11 protein-coding genes are annotated in these 14,990 nt (G+C 33.8%); 9 read left to right on the top strand and 2 right to left on the bottom strand.

Annotated elements, in window-relative coordinates; translation table 11 throughout:
- Positions 1-47: 47 nt before the first annotated feature.
- Complete coding sequence (locus D9V42_RS00950) at positions 48-737, top strand: metal-dependent hydrolase (protein WP_122062509.1); 690 nt, start codon at positions 48-50, stop codon at positions 735-737.
- 73 nt (positions 738-810) lie between these two features.
- On the opposite strand, the gene D9V42_RS00945 is transcribed toward D9V42_RS00950, so the two are convergent.
- Positions 811-1,224, bottom strand: coding sequence for a universal stress protein (locus D9V42_RS00945; RefSeq protein ID WP_107556207.1), 414 nt, complete (start codon positions 1,222-1,224; stop codon positions 811-813).
- 226 nt (positions 1,225-1,450) lie between these two features.
- Between D9V42_RS00945 and D9V42_RS00940 the strand changes: the two genes are divergently transcribed.
- From D9V42_RS00940 to pyk, 8 genes are all read left to right on the top strand, one after another.
- Entirely contained in the window at positions 1,451-2,743 is a 1,293-nt protein-coding gene (locus D9V42_RS00940) for a DRTGG domain-containing protein (RefSeq protein ID WP_107556208.1), read from the top strand.
- Between the two features lie 27 nt (positions 2,744-2,770).
- Complete coding sequence (locus D9V42_RS00935) at positions 2,771-3,706, top strand: DHH family phosphoesterase (RefSeq protein ID WP_107556209.1); 936 nt, start codon at positions 2,771-2,773, stop codon at positions 3,704-3,706.
- A gap of 21 nt (positions 3,707-3,727) precedes the next feature.
- Entirely contained in the window at positions 3,728-6,931 is a 3,204-nt protein-coding gene (locus tag D9V42_RS00930) for a DNA polymerase III subunit alpha (protein ID WP_122062507.1), read from the top strand.
- 256 nt (positions 6,932-7,187) lie between these two features.
- Complete coding sequence (gene ystJ, locus D9V42_RS00925; RefSeq protein WP_122062505.1) at positions 7,188-8,420, top strand: NADP-dependent malic enzyme; 1,233 nt, start codon at positions 7,188-7,190, stop codon at positions 8,418-8,420.
- A 78-nt stretch (positions 8,421-8,498) separates the two neighbouring features.
- On the top strand, positions 8,499-9,365 hold the full coding sequence (gene accD, locus D9V42_RS00920) for an acetyl-CoA carboxylase, carboxyltransferase subunit beta (protein WP_017724723.1): 867 nt from the start codon (positions 8,499-8,501) through the stop codon (positions 9,363-9,365).
- On the top strand, positions 9,358-10,302 hold the full coding sequence (locus tag D9V42_RS00915; protein WP_122062503.1) for an acetyl-CoA carboxylase carboxyltransferase subunit alpha: 945 nt from the start codon (positions 9,358-9,360) through the stop codon (positions 10,300-10,302). The genes accD and D9V42_RS00915 overlap by 8 nt, the downstream gene beginning before the upstream one ends.
- Positions 10,303-10,571: 269 nt before the next feature.
- Positions 10,572-11,540: a 6-phosphofructokinase gene (gene pfkA, locus D9V42_RS00910; protein WP_017724721.1), complete on the top strand. Its 969-nt coding sequence runs from the start codon at positions 10,572-10,574 to the stop codon at positions 11,538-11,540.
- Positions 11,541-11,560: 20 nt separating this feature from the next.
- The gene (gene pyk, locus D9V42_RS00905) at positions 11,561-13,321 is read left to right on the top strand and encodes a pyruvate kinase (protein WP_107531083.1); all 1,761 of its coding nucleotides are present in this window, start codon (positions 11,561-11,563) and stop codon (positions 13,319-13,321) included.
- A gap of 219 nt (positions 13,322-13,540) precedes the next feature.
- Here the strand turns inward: pyk and D9V42_RS00900 are convergent, their stop codons facing one another.
- Entirely contained in the window at positions 13,541-14,902 is a 1,362-nt protein-coding gene (locus D9V42_RS00900; protein ID WP_107555171.1) for an amino acid permease, read from the bottom strand.
- Between the last annotated feature and the right edge of the window lie 88 nt (positions 14,903-14,990).

Genomic DNA, 14,990 nt, shown 5'->3' with positions numbered 1-14,990 from the left:
ATCGTGGTATAAATAAAATAAATAGATTTATGGGAGGAATTAAAATAATGAAACTTTCATTTCATGGACAATCAACAATATATTTTGAGGCGAATGGTAAGAAGGTCATTGTAGATCCATTTATTACGGGTAACGGTATGTCAGATTTAGATGCATCCACATTGGAAGTTGACTATATCATTTTGACACATGGTCATGGAGATCATTTTGGTGATACAATTGAACTAGCTAATAGAAACCACGCAACGGTTATTGGGTCTGCAGAATTAGGAGATTATTTAACTACATATCACAATGTAGAGCATGTTAGACCAATGAATATAGGTGGGAAAGCACAGTTAGACTTCGGAAGTGTCAAGTTTGTACAAGCATTTCATAGTTCAAGTTTAACAGATGATAATGGGGTGCCAGTATATTTAGGCATGCCAATGGGAGTTATTATAGAGGCTGAAGGTAAAACGATTTATCATACTGGAGATACAGGGTTGTTTAGTGATATGAAATTAATTGCTGATCGCCATCCTGTTGATGTATGCTTTATTCCAATTGGCGATAATTTTACAATGGGTATAGACGACGCTAGTTATGCAATAAATACTTTTATTAAACCTAACATTACAGTGCCAGTGCACTATGATACGTTTGAGCTTATTGAACAAGATCCTAATGCGTTTAAAGATGCTGTTACAACAGGAGAGGTTCAAATATTGAAGCCTGGTGAAGCAGTAAAATTTTAAACATGATATAAAATACAACCTAATTTATATAGAAAAGCCTGAAGTACTTTATAGAACTTCAGGCTTTTTATAATTACTTTACTATTAATACAGGGATGCGTGCTCTTTTAGCAACCTTATGACTTACACTGCCTAAGACAAACTTTTTCTTATCTTCAGCTTTTCGGTTACTAAGTACAACAATTTCATATTTACCACTGTTAGCTTCTCTGACTAATTGCTCTTTGGCATTGCCGCGGACTATAATTTCGTCATAATCAATACCGTATTCTTTTAAAGCGTTACGTGTACTCTCGAGACCTTCGCTACGTTTTTCTACGAGTTTATCTAAATGAACACCGGATTTGATTGATGCTTGTGCATCCTGTTCGCTAATTGCATTTAAAATTGTAACCTTTGTACCTTCTCCTGCTAATTTTGAAACTTCATCAAGTGCTTTTTCATTTTTAAGTGTTGTATCAACACCAAGTAAAATATTTTTGAACATTGTTCATCCCTCCTTACCTTCATTCTAATAAAAGTTTATTGATAAAGCCAACTAAAATATTGGATTTAACATATTAAATTATTAATAAAGCTGTTTTATATAATTTTAAGGAAATCTTTTTACTTTTATCGATATAAATTATTTTATTTGGTTTGTTACATCGCATTTTTAGTTATAAAAAGTTATAATATGATAGAAACTGTTCAAAATAAATGAGGTTATTGAAATGACAAAGCATGAACAAATTTTATCATATATAGAATCTCTAGCAGTTGGTCAAAAAATTTCTGTTAGAAAAATTGCGAAAGATCTCAATGTCTCTGAAGGGACAGCTTATCGTGCTATCAAAGATGCTGGCCAAATTGGTTTAGTAGCTACAATTGATAGGGTCGGAACTGTTCGCATTGAGAAAAAATCACGAGAACAAATTGAACAATTAACTTTTGCTGAAATTGTAAAGATTATAGATGGTCAAGTACTTGGTGGTAGAAATGGATTAATTAAAACGCTCACAAAATTTGCAATAGGTGCGATGGAAATAGAGGATGTTGTAAAATATTTAAGTACGCACACTTTGCTAATTGTTGGTAACCGTAAAGACGTGCAATTAGCAGCATTGAAAAGAGGCAGTGCAGTACTGATTACAGGTGGGTTTAATACGTCACCTGAAATAATCAAATATGCAGATGACCATGATTTACCTATACTTTCATCGAATTATGATACATACCTAGTTGCAAATATTATTAATAGAGCAATGTATAACCAAATGATTCGCAAAGAAATTTTAGTCGTTGAGGATATCGTTAAACCTGTCAATGAAGACACAGTCGTCTTCGATCATATGTCGCTCAATGATTATAAAGTTAAAGCAAGTGAAACAGGTCACTCAAGATTTCCAGTTATTGATGACGAATGGCGACTTGTCGGTATAGTGACTAGCAAAGAGATTATAAAGATGCAAGAAAATGATACGCTTGCACAATTTATGACAAAAGCACCAATTCATGTACAATTGTCAACAACTGTTGCTAATTGTGCACATATGATGATTTGGGAAGGTATTGAATTATTACCGGTGATTACGCCGAGCAAGAAGCTTATAGGAGTCATCACAAGAAAAGATGTACTGACAGCCATGCAACTATTGAGTAGACAACCTCAAGTCGGTGAAACAATTAATGATCAAATTGCCAAGCACATTACGATTGCTAATGATGGTATACAAGTGCAAACCACTCCGTTACTAACTAACCAATATGGTACATTAAGCAAAGCAGTTTTCGTAGCAATCATAGAAGAAACAGTACGATATGAAATGAGAAAACTAAAAAAACTAGAAGTTATGATAGAAAGTTTGAATATTATCTATATCAAAACAGTTCAAATTGAGTCGGAAATACATGTACATTATGAAATGTTAGATGTCGGAAGAAATTTTGCTAAATTAGAAATAACAATGACCAGTGATAGTCAACAAGTAGCTAAAGCAATGATCATTTGCCAGATGATAGATTAAATATAAAAGTGAAAAGGAAGTATAGAGATGACTAAAGCGTTTAACCAAATTATGCAAGAAATAGAAGCAGCAGAAACGATTATTATACATAGGCATGTAAGACCAGATCCAGATGCTTATGGTTCACAATTAGGATTGAAAAATTATCTGAAATTAAAGTTCCCAGACAAGTACATATATGCAGTAGGGGAGTCAGAACCTTCATTAGACTTTATAGGAACATTTGATGAGATTGCTGATGACCAATATAAAGACGCACTCGTAATTGTTTGTGATACTGCCAATGCGCCTAGAATTAGTGATGAACGTTTTGACAAGGGACGTATGTTAATCAAGATTGACCATCATCCAGCAGTAGATCAATATGGTGATATTAACTACGTGAATGATCAAGCATCTTCAACAAGTGAAATTATATTTGATTTTATAGAACATTTTAACGATTTATCAATAATTGATGCTTCAGTAGCGAGAGTACTTTATTTAGGTATTGTAGGCGATACAGGACGTTTCCTATTTAACAATACGACGCCTCATACAATGAGTGTGGCAAGCCAATTGTTGACCTTCCCATTCAGCCATAATGAAGAGCTTAATAAAATGGGTGAAAAAGATCCGAAATTATTACCTTTCCAAGGATATGTCTTACAACATTTCGATTTGAATGACAAAGGATTTTGTAAAGTCATCATTACCAAAGATATCCTCGAACAATTTGATATTGCAGCAAATGAAGCGTCATTATTTGTAAATACCATTGCAGATATACAAGGTTTGAAAATATGGGTATTTGCTGTAGATGAAGGGTCTGAAATTAGATGTCGTATTAGATCTAAAGGGATCATTATCAATGATGTTGCTAGTGACTTTGGAGGCGGCGGACACCCAAATGCTTCAGGTGTATCGGTGAGCGATTGGGATCGTTTTAATGAATTGGCAGACGCATTAAATAATAAATTGTAGAAAGATTGGAGGTATTTGCTGATGGTAGTACATTTAAATGTTCATACGACGTATGATTTGTTGTATTCCAGTTTGAGAATTAAAGATGTCGTTGCTAAAGCTGCTAAAGAAGGTTATACAGCATTAGCTATAACAGATACAAATGTATTATATGGTTATCCACAATTTTATGATGCATGTATCGCAGCAAATATTCATCCTATCTTTGGTATGACTGTTAACGTTACAGATGGATTAGATGTCGTTGAAACAATAGTATTAGCACGAGACAATACAGGTCTTAAAGATTTATTTAAGTTATCTTCTGCTATAAAAATGAAAGAAAAAACAGAAACCCCTATAGAATGGTTGAAAAAATATATAGAACACCTTGTCGTTATTTTTAAAGATGTCTCATCATCTAATGAGGCGTTAGTAACAAAATTTGAGGGTTACCCATACGTATATGTCAACCACACGAGCCAATATACATTTAATTTGCCAGTTGTATGGGCACAAAGTACGCGTTATCTAAATCAACAAGACTCAGATACACTAACCGCATTATCAGCGATTAAAGATAATAGTAAACTAGATTTAGTGAGTGAACCGATAGATTATGATGCGCATCTATATTCAAAAACACAACGAGACGATTTAGGATTAAGTGAAGCAGTATGGGAACATACAAATCAGCTTGAAAATATCTGTCAAGCTGAGATAACGTATAACCAATCTCTCTTGCCTAAATTCAAAACGCCAAATAATACACAGTCAAAACAATATTTATGGCAAATATTGGAGACGAAATTAAATGATTTGAATTTAAATCAACAGCATTTTGAAACTTATAAGCAACGGTTGTTACATGAATATAAAGTTATTACTGACATGGGCTTTGAAGATTATTTCTTAATTGTAAGCGATTTGATTCATTACGCTAAAACACATGATGTATTAGTAGGCCCAGGACGTGGTTCAGCAGCTGGGTCTTTAGTCAGTTATCTATTAAATATTACAACGATAGATCCTATTCAATACAACCTCTTATTCGAACGTTTTTTAAATCCAGAACGTGTGACAATGCCAGATATTGATATAGATTTTGAAGATACACATCGAGATAAGGTGATTCAATACGTCCAAGAGAAATATGGTGATAATCACGTTGCGGGTATTGTCACTTTTGGTCATTTACTTGCAAGAGCTGTGGCTAGGGACGTGGGTAGAATTATGAGTTTTGATGAAATAACATTGAATGAAATTTCGAAACTAATACCGCATAAATTAGGAATTACATTGGATGAAGCTTATCAACAAGCAGATTTTAAGCAGTTTGTTCATCGTAATCATCGTAATGAACGTTGGTTTGAAATATGTAAAAAACTAGAAGGGCTCCCACGTCATACTTCTACACATGCGGCTGGCATAATTATAAATGACCATCCACTTTACGATTATGCGCCACTCACTTTAGGTGATACAGGCTTGTTGACACAATGGACGATGACAGAAGCAGAGAGAATCGGACTGTTAAAAATTGACTTCTTAGGATTAAGAAACCTCTCAATTATTCATCAGATTGTGAAACAAGTAAAACATGACATGCAAATAGATATTGATATTGAACAAATACCTTTCGATGATAAGCAAGTATTTCAATTATTATCCCAAGGTGACACGACTGGTATTTTCCAGTTAGAATCTGATGGGATTAGAAATGTATTGAAGCGGTTACAACCTGAACATTTCGAGGATATAGTTGCCGTTACCTCACTTTATCGCCCTGGACCAATGGAAGAGATACCAACTTATATCGCTCGTCGACATGACCCAGACAAAGTGCAATATTTACATCAAGATTTAGCACCAATATTATCAAAGACCTATGGTGTGATTATATATCAAGAACAAATTATGCAAATTGCGAGCAAGTTTGCGAATTTCAATTATGGTGAAGCCGATATTTTACGTCGAGCAATGAGTAAAAAAAATCGGGCTGTACTTGAAAGTGAGAGACAACATTTTGTTCATGGTGCGATGAAAAATGGTTATGAAGAAGCATTGAGTAAACAGATTTTTGATTTAATCTTAAAATTCGCTGATTATGGCTTTGCTCGTGCGCACGCAGTTAGTTATTCAAAAATTGCCTATATTATGGGGTATTTAAAAGTACATTATCCAAACTATTTTTATGCGAATATATTAAGCAACTCAATTGGTAGCGAGAAGAAGACTGCACAAATGATTGATGAAGCAAAACATCAAAATATCAATATATTAGCGCCCAATATTAATTATAGTCATTGGTTTTATAAAGCAACTAATAAAGGAATATACTTGTCTATTGGAGCGATAAAAGGTGTTGGATATCAAAGTGTCAAACTTATTGTTGATGAACGAAAAGAAAATGGATACTACAAAGATTTCTTTGACTTTACAAGACGTATTCCTAAAAGAATTAAATCTAGAAAATTATTAGAAGCATTGATACTTGTAGGGGCATTTGATACATTAGGTAAAAATCGTGCGACATTATTACAATCTATAGACCAAGTGTTAGATGATGTTTCAGATGTTGAACAAGATGGTTTTATATTTGATGTACTCACACCTAAAACGAATTATGAGGATAAAGAAGAATTGCCTGATAAGGTGCTAAGCGATTACGAAAAAGAATACTTAGGATTTTATGTGTCAACGCATCCAGTTGAGAAAGCATTTGAACAAAAGCAATATCTAGGTATTTATAAATTAGCCAATGCGAGAGATCATCAACCTATCTTCATTCAAATCGAAGGCTTTAAAAAAATCAGAACGAAAAATGGTCAAAATATGGCTTTTATAACTTTGAATGATGGCATTAATAATTTAGATGGTGTTGTTTTCCCTGAGACATTTAAAAAATACGAAACAGAATTGAACAAAGATCAAATGTTAATAATAAGTGGGAAATTTGAAAAAAGAAATAATAAACAGCAACTTATTATTAACAAAATCGAATCAATTGAAAGTTTTGAGCAATCCAAACTGCAACATGCACAAAAAATCGTTATTCGTAATCATAATAATGCGTTAGAGATAGATCGAATTTTAATGAATGATTCAAACGAAAATAATATGCCGGTACAATATTTTGATGAAAGTCAAAATGTAATAAAGACAATTGGCTTTGTTCCTAGAGAAAATAATATAATAGAAAAATTGATTCAACACTTTTCACCATGGGATATTCGAATTATTTAACTTTAATAGCGCTATAAACTATGGTATAGTAAACTGATGGTTGAGCATAAATTTGCCATCAGTTTTTATTTTCTATAAATTAAGATTCTAAAAATATATAATAATTTAGCTGTATATATATTTTTATTACAAATAATAACTTCAAGCGTAATTTGGCAAAAATGTTAACGATATCATTTGTAATTTGAGTTGCTTTGTAATAAAAATATATATGAAATGATATTTATACTAATCGAATGTAAAGGGGTAGGTTTACATGACTTTGAGAGACGACGCTTTAGAAATGCACAGAAGAAATCAAGGAAAATTACAAGTTTCACCCAAAGTAAAAGTTACAAATAAAGAAGAATTGAGCTTAGCTTATTCTCCGGGTGTAGCAGAACCGTGTAAAGAAATTCATGAAGATAAGCGAAAAGTTTTTGAATATACAATGAAAGGTAATACAGTAGCAGTTGTTACTGACGGTACAGCAGTTTTAGGTTTGGGCGATATTGGACCAGAAGCGAGTATACCTGTAATGGAAGGTAAAGCTGTACTCTTTAAGAGCTTCTCAGGAATTGACGGTGTACCAATTGCGTTAGACACAACGGATACAGACGAAATTGTTAATACAGTGAAATTACTAGAACCTAATTATGGTGGTATAAACCTAGAAGATATTTCTGCACCACGTTGTTTTGAAATTGAGGAACGTTTAAAAAAAGAAACGAAAATTCCTGTTTTTCATGATGATCAACACGGTACAGCCATTGTTACGGTTGCAGGTATGATTAATGCATTAAGAATTGTAGACAAAGATCTATCTGATATTAAAGTAGTACTAAACGGTGCTGGAGCAGCAGGTATCGCTATCGTAAAATTACTTTATTCTTATGGTGTAAGAGATATGATTATGTGTGATTCAAGAGGTGCGATTTATGAAGTTCGTTCATTTGGTATGAACGATACAAAATCTTATGTTGCAAGATGGACAAACAGAGATAAAATAGATGGTAGTTTAAGTGATGTTATTAAAGATGCTGATGTATTTATTGGTGTATCAGTAGCAGATTTATTATCAAAAGAAATGGTGGAGTCGATGGCAGATGACCCAATTATCTTTGCTATGGCAAACCCAAATCCAGAAATAAATCCAGATGTAGCAAAAGAAGCTGGCGCTAAGGTCATTGGTACGGGTCGTTCAGATTATCCTAACCAAATTAATAATGTGTTAGCATTCCCAGGTATTTTCAGAGGTGCTTTAGATGTAGAAGCTACACATATTAATGAATCAATGAAGCAAGCTGCAGTTGAAGCAATTGCAGATTTAATTAAACCTGACGAGTTAAACGCGGATTATTGTATCCCAGGTCCTTTTGATAAACGCGTAGCACCTTCAGTAGCTAGAGAAGTTGCGAAAGCTGCAATGGAATCAGGTGTTGCTAGAATAGACGTTAATCCTGAAGATGTTTATGACAAAACAATGAAATTAACAGACTTAGATAAATAATATTCATTAACGCTGATCACATATATTATTTAAGAATAATATTGAACTAAGATCGCGATGGTTAAGTGGAGGTTTACAATGTTTAAAGATTTTTTCAATAGAAGCAGTAAAAAGAAAAAGTACGTAACTGTATCTGATTCGAAACAAAGTGATGTACCAGCAGGGATTATGACAAAATGTCCTAAATGTAAAAAAATTATGTATACAAAAGAATTAGCAGAAAACTTAAATGTTTGTTTTAATTGCGATCATCATATTGCTTTAACGGCACATAAACGCATTGAGGCTATTTCAGATGAAGGTACGTTTACTGAGTTTGATAGAGGAATGACCTCAGCTAATCCATTAGATTTTCCGAGTTATGAAGAAAAAATTCATAAAGATCAGCAAAAAACTGGTTTGAATGAAGCTGTCGTTACAGGAACAGCACAGTTGGATGGCATTACATATGGTGTCGCTGTAATGGATGCTCGGTTCAGAATGGGCAGCATGGGATCAGTATTAGGTGAGAAAATTTGCAGAATTATTGAACACTGCATCGAAAATCGTTTACCATTTATTTTGTTTTCAGCGAGTGGTGGTGCAAGAATGCAAGAGGGTATTATTTCATTAATGCAAATGGGTAAAACAAGTGTATCGTTAAAGAGACATGCTGATGCTGGTTTATTATATATTTCATATATAACAAATCCAACAACAGGTGGAGTTTCAGCAAGTTTCGCATCTGTTGGTGATATCAATATTAGTGAACCTAAAGCATTGATAGGTTTTGCGGGTAGACGTGTTATTGAACAAACTATCAATGAAAAATTACCTGATGATTTCCAAACATCTGAGTTTTTATTAGAGCATGGACAATTAGATAAAGTTGTTCATAGAAAAGAAATGAGAACGACACTCTCTAATATTCTAAAAATGCATCAAGAGGTGAAAATAAATGCTTGATTTTGAAAAGCCACTTTTTGAAATAAAAAATAAAATCGAATCCCTAAAGGAATCTCAAGAAAAAAATGATGTGGATCTTCAAGAGGAAATAGAAATGCTTGAAGCATCTCTAGATAGAGAAACTGAAAAAGTATATACTAACCTTAAACCATGGGATCGTGTGCAACTAGCACGTTTACAAGAACGACCAACATCATTAGACTATATTCCGTATATCTTTGATTCATTTATTGAATTACATGGAGATAGAAACTATAGAGATGACCCAGCAATGATTGGTGGTATAGGTTATTTAAATGGACAACCAGTTACTGTTGTAGGACAACAACGCGGTAAAGATACAAAGGATAATATTTATCGTAATTTTGGTATGGCGCATCCAGAAGGTTATCGCAAGGCGTTGAGATTAATGAAACAAGCTGAAAAATTTAATAGACCGATTATTACTTTTATCGATACAAAGGGTGCTTATCCAGGTAAAGCTGCAGAAGAGCGTGGTCAAAGCGAATCTATTGCACGAAACTTAGTGGAAATGGCCGCATTAACTGTACCTGTTATTTCAATTGTTATTGGTGAAGGTGGTAGTGGTGGTGCTCTAGGATTAGGTATTACAAACCGAATATTAATGCTTGAAAATAGTACATATTCAGTAATCTCGCCAGAAGGTGCATCAGCATTATTATGGAAAGATAGTAACCTTGCAAAAATAGCAGCAGAAACGATGAAAATCACTGCAGAAGATTTACATGAATTAAAGATTGCAGACGAAGTAGTCAAAGAGCCTTTAGGTGGAGCGCATCAAGATGTTGAAACACAAGCTCAAAATATTAAACGTACTTTTGAGGCACATTTAAAAGATTTAAGTTCGTTCAGTAAAGAACAACTTGTCGAAGATCGTTATCAAAAATTTAGAACGATAGGCTCTTATAAAGAATAAAATAGTAAACAAAAGGAAGTTCTAATAACCTAGGGCTTCTTTTTGTTTTTTAAAGTAAAAACTATTTAATTTGTTTAATTATTTTAAATAAAAGGTATTAAATAAAAGGTCTAAAGTTCTATTTATAATTAAATTAAAGGAAACGCTTTCTAAAAGATTCGTTGGATTAAAAACGTTTACATTAGTCACAAAGCCTTATTTTAATGGCACCAGGCTAAATTTTATGGTATTTTTAGAATAAGAAATACATGTTAGAAAGGTATGTCGTCATGAAAAAAATTGCAGTGTTGACAAGTGGTGGAGATTCTCCAGGCATGAATGCAGCAGTAAGAGCTGTAGTTAGAAAAGCGATTTACAATAACATTGAAGTTTATGGTGTTTACCAAGGCTATCAAGGTTTGTTAAACGATGATATCGAGAAACTTGAACTCGGTTCAGTGGGTGACACAATTCAACGAGGCGGAACTTTTTTATATTCAGCAAGGTGTCCTGAATTTAAAGAAGCAGAAGTTCGTAAAAAAGGTATTGAGAATTTACGTAAAAGAGGCATCGAAGGACTTGTAGTTATTGGCGGTGACGGTAGCTATAGAGGTGCACAACGTATAAGTGAAGAATGTGAAGAAATCCAAACGATAGGTGTTCCGGGTACGATTGATAATGATATCAACGGTTCCGACTTTACAATTGGATTTGATACAGCATTAAATACTATAATTGATTGTGTTGATAAGATTCGTGATACAGCATCAAGTCATGCCAGAACGTTTATCATTGAAGTCATGGGTCGTGATTGTGGTGATTTAGCACTTTGGGCTGGTCTTTCAGTCGGTGCAGAAACAATCATTGTTCCTGAAGTTGAGACAGATATGAAAGATGTAGCTGAAAAGATTGATAATGGTATTAAACGAGGCAAAAAACATTCAATTGTTATGGTTGCTGAAGGTTGCATGTCAGGTGAAGTTTGTGCTCAAGAACTGACTAAATACATTAATGTTGACGCTCGTGTTTCTGTGCTTGGACACATCCAACGTGGTGGTAGCCCAAGTGGTGCAGATAGGGTTCTAGCTTCACGTCTTGGTGGCCATGCAGTGGATTTACTGTTAGAAGGTAAAACTGCGATTGGTGTTGGGATTAGAAACAATGAACTTACTGATACGTCATTTGAAGAAATATTTAGATCAAATGAACATGAATTTGACTTTGAAACTTTTGAATTAACGAACGAATTATCTATATAAAATACTGGGAGGAAATAATAATGAGAAAAACTAAAATTGTTTGTACAATTGGACCTGCGTCTGAATCAGAAGAAATGCTTGAGAAATTAATTAAAGCTGGAATGAATGTGGCGCGTTTAAACTTCTCTCATGGTGACCATGCAGAACATAAAGCGAGAATCGATACTATCCGTGAAGTTTCTAAGAGATTAGGAAAAACCGTTGGGATTTTACTAGATACGAAAGGTCCTGAAATCCGTACACACAACATGCAAAATGGTGTGATTGAACTTGAAAAGGGCAATGAAGTAATCGTTAGTATGACTGAAGTAGAAGGCACTTCAGACAAATTCTCAGTAACTTATGATAACCTTATCAATGACGTAGACGAAGGTTCTTATATCCTTTTAGATGATGGTTTAATCGAATTACAAGTTAAATCAATTGATAAAGCTAATGGCGAAGTTCTTTGTGATGTTTTAAACACAGGAGAATTAAAAAACAAAAAAGGTGTTAACTTACCAGGAGTAAAAGTTAGTTTACCAGGTATCACTGATAAAGATGCTGAAGATATTAAATTCGGTATCAGTGAAGGCGTAGATTTTATCGCGGCAAGTTTCGTACGTCGTCCAAGCGACGTATTAGATATCCGTAAATTATTGGAAGCACAAAAAAATACAAATATAAGTATTATTCCTAAAATTGAAAACCAAGAAGGTATTGATAATATCAAAGAAATTCTTGAAGTATCTGATGGTTTAATGGTTGCCCGTGGTGACATGGGTGTTGAAATCCCACCTGAATCAGTACCAATGGTACAAAAAGATTTAATTAGACAATGTAATAAATTAGGTAAACCTGTTATTACAGCAACACAAATGTTAGATTCTATGCAACGTAATCCACGTGCTACACGTGCAGAAGCTAGTGACGTTGCTAACGCAATTTATGATGGTACAGATGCTGTTATGCTTTCTGGCGAAACAGCTGCAGGACAATACCCTGAAGAAGCTGTTAAAACTATGCGTAATATCGCAGTTTCAGCAGAGGCTGCTCAAGATTATAAAAAACTATTATCTGACCGCACTAAATTAGTTGAAACTTCATTAGTTAACGCAATTGGTGTATCAGTTGCACATACTGCTTTAAACTTAAGCGTTAAAGCAATTGTTGCTGCTACAGAAAGTGGTTCAACTGCACGTACAATTTCTAAATACCGTCCACAATCAGATATTATTGCTGTGACACCTAGTGCTGAAACAGCACGCCAATGTGCTTTAGTATGGGGTATCCACCCAGTAGTTAAAGAAGGACGTAAGACAACAGATGCATTATTAAATAATGCGGTAGCCACTGCAGTTGAAACTGAAAGAGTTCAAAATGGTGATTTAATTATTATCACTGCTGGTGTACCAACAGGTGAAAAAGGTACTACAAACATGATGAAATTACACCTTGTTGGAGACGAACTTGCTAAAGGTCAAGGCGTTGGAAGAAACTCAGTTGTCGGACAAACATTAGTCGTGAATGACGCTAGTGAATTAGAAGGTAAAGATTTATCAGAATCAATTATCGTTACAACTTCTGTAGATGAAACACTTGTACCTTATATTGAGAAAGCAATCGGTCTTATTACAGAAGAAAATGGTATTACATCACCAAGTGCGATTATTGGTTTAGAAAAAGGAATTCCTACAATCGTTGGTGTTGAAAATGCTACTTCAAATATCCAAAATGACGTTTTAATTACTGTAGATGCTAATCAAGGAAAAATCTTCGAAGGTTATGCAAACGTACTATAATCTAAACAAGTTTTCGATTAGCAGCTTAGTTTAAAACTTATAATAATTAGGGACAAATTTGTCCAAGTATATAGTAAAAAGACGAAGTCATTAATAAAAATGACTTCGTCTTTTTATTATATTCGCAATAATAAATGCCATCTAAATTCTGTTAAGTACATAGATATAAAAAACCGGAACATCATTTGATGTCCCGGTTTTCTAAGTTTTTATTTGTTATTACTGTTGCTTGCGAGATACCTGTTTATATCTGAGATACATAAGAGTTAATAAGATAAACCAGATAGGTGTTAAAAATACTGCTATTCTTGTATCAGTGTTTACAAATAATAAACAAAAAACTAATAAGAAGAAAGTTAAAATAGCATACCCCATATATTTTCCACCTGGTAATTTAAATGTTGCTTTTTTATGTAATTCAGGATTTCTACGGTGATAATTAATATAAGCTACAGTGATTAAGCCCCAAACAACAATGAATAATACAGTTGAAACTGTAGTGATGTATGTGAAGACAAGTGTTGCATTTGGAATAATATAGTTTAACAGTGCTGCAATCATAAGCAATGCACACGAAACAAATATTGCAATATGTGGCACGCCATTTTTATTTGTTTTCTCAAAGTAAGGTGGTGCTTGTTTTTGTGTCGAAAGTCCAAATAACATACGACTATTTGAAAATATACCACTATTACAAGAAGAAGCTGCTGCTGTTAATACTACAAAGTTTATAATTCCTGCTGCAAAAGGTATACCAATCAGTGCAAACAGTCTCACAAATGGGCTTTCTTCTGGGTTGATTTGATTCCATGGAATGATGGACATGATAACAGCTAATGCACCTACATAGAATACTAAGATACGAATAGGCACACTGTTAACAGCTTTAGGTAGTGTCTTTGTTGGATCTTTCGTCTCTCCAGCTGTGACTCCTATAAGTTCAATACCTACAAACGAGAATAACGCCATTTGGAAAGACATTACGAAGCCGCTCATACCTTTAGGGAATATGCCATTGTTATATAGGTTGGTTAATGACGCATGACCAAATTGTGTGTCATAAGCCATAATAATCATAATTGCACCCACTATAATTAAAGCAATAATTGTAAATATTTTGATAAGTGCAAACCAAAACTCTAACTCACCAAATAGTTTAGCACTTAATAAATTTAGTGACATTAATACAAGTACACAAAATAGTGCGCTTATCCAATTTGGTATGTTTGGAAACCAAAAACTAACATACTTTGCAACAGCAGTTACTTCTGCCATGCCTGTAATAATCCAACAGAACCAATAAGTCCATCCTGTTACAAAACCTGCAAATGGGCCAATATAATGATTGGTGACATCTGCAAATGATTTGAAATTCGTGTTTGTTACTAATATTTCTCCCAGTCCACGCATAAACATAAAAAGCATAAAACCAATTATGATATATGTAAGTAAAATAGAGGGGCCAGTTAACGCGATAGTTTGACCTGCTCCTAAAAATAGTCCTGTACCAATTGCTCCCCCGATTGCAATTAGCTGGATGTGACGATTACTTAGTTCTCTTTGTAATTCATGATTAGCCATAAAATTATACTCCTTTATTTAGTTAATTATTATTATGCTATGCAATATAAAATAAAACAACTATTTTTTTAAACAGAGTCTATAGCGT

The sequence above is a fragment of the Staphylococcus pseudoxylosus genome, assembly GCF_003697915.1.
GTDB classification, from domain to species: Bacteria; Bacillota; Bacilli; order Staphylococcales; family Staphylococcaceae; genus Staphylococcus; species Staphylococcus pseudoxylosus.
The sequence above is the reverse complement of the archived record's forward strand: the minus strand, read 5'-3'. Positions and strand labels throughout refer to the sequence as shown.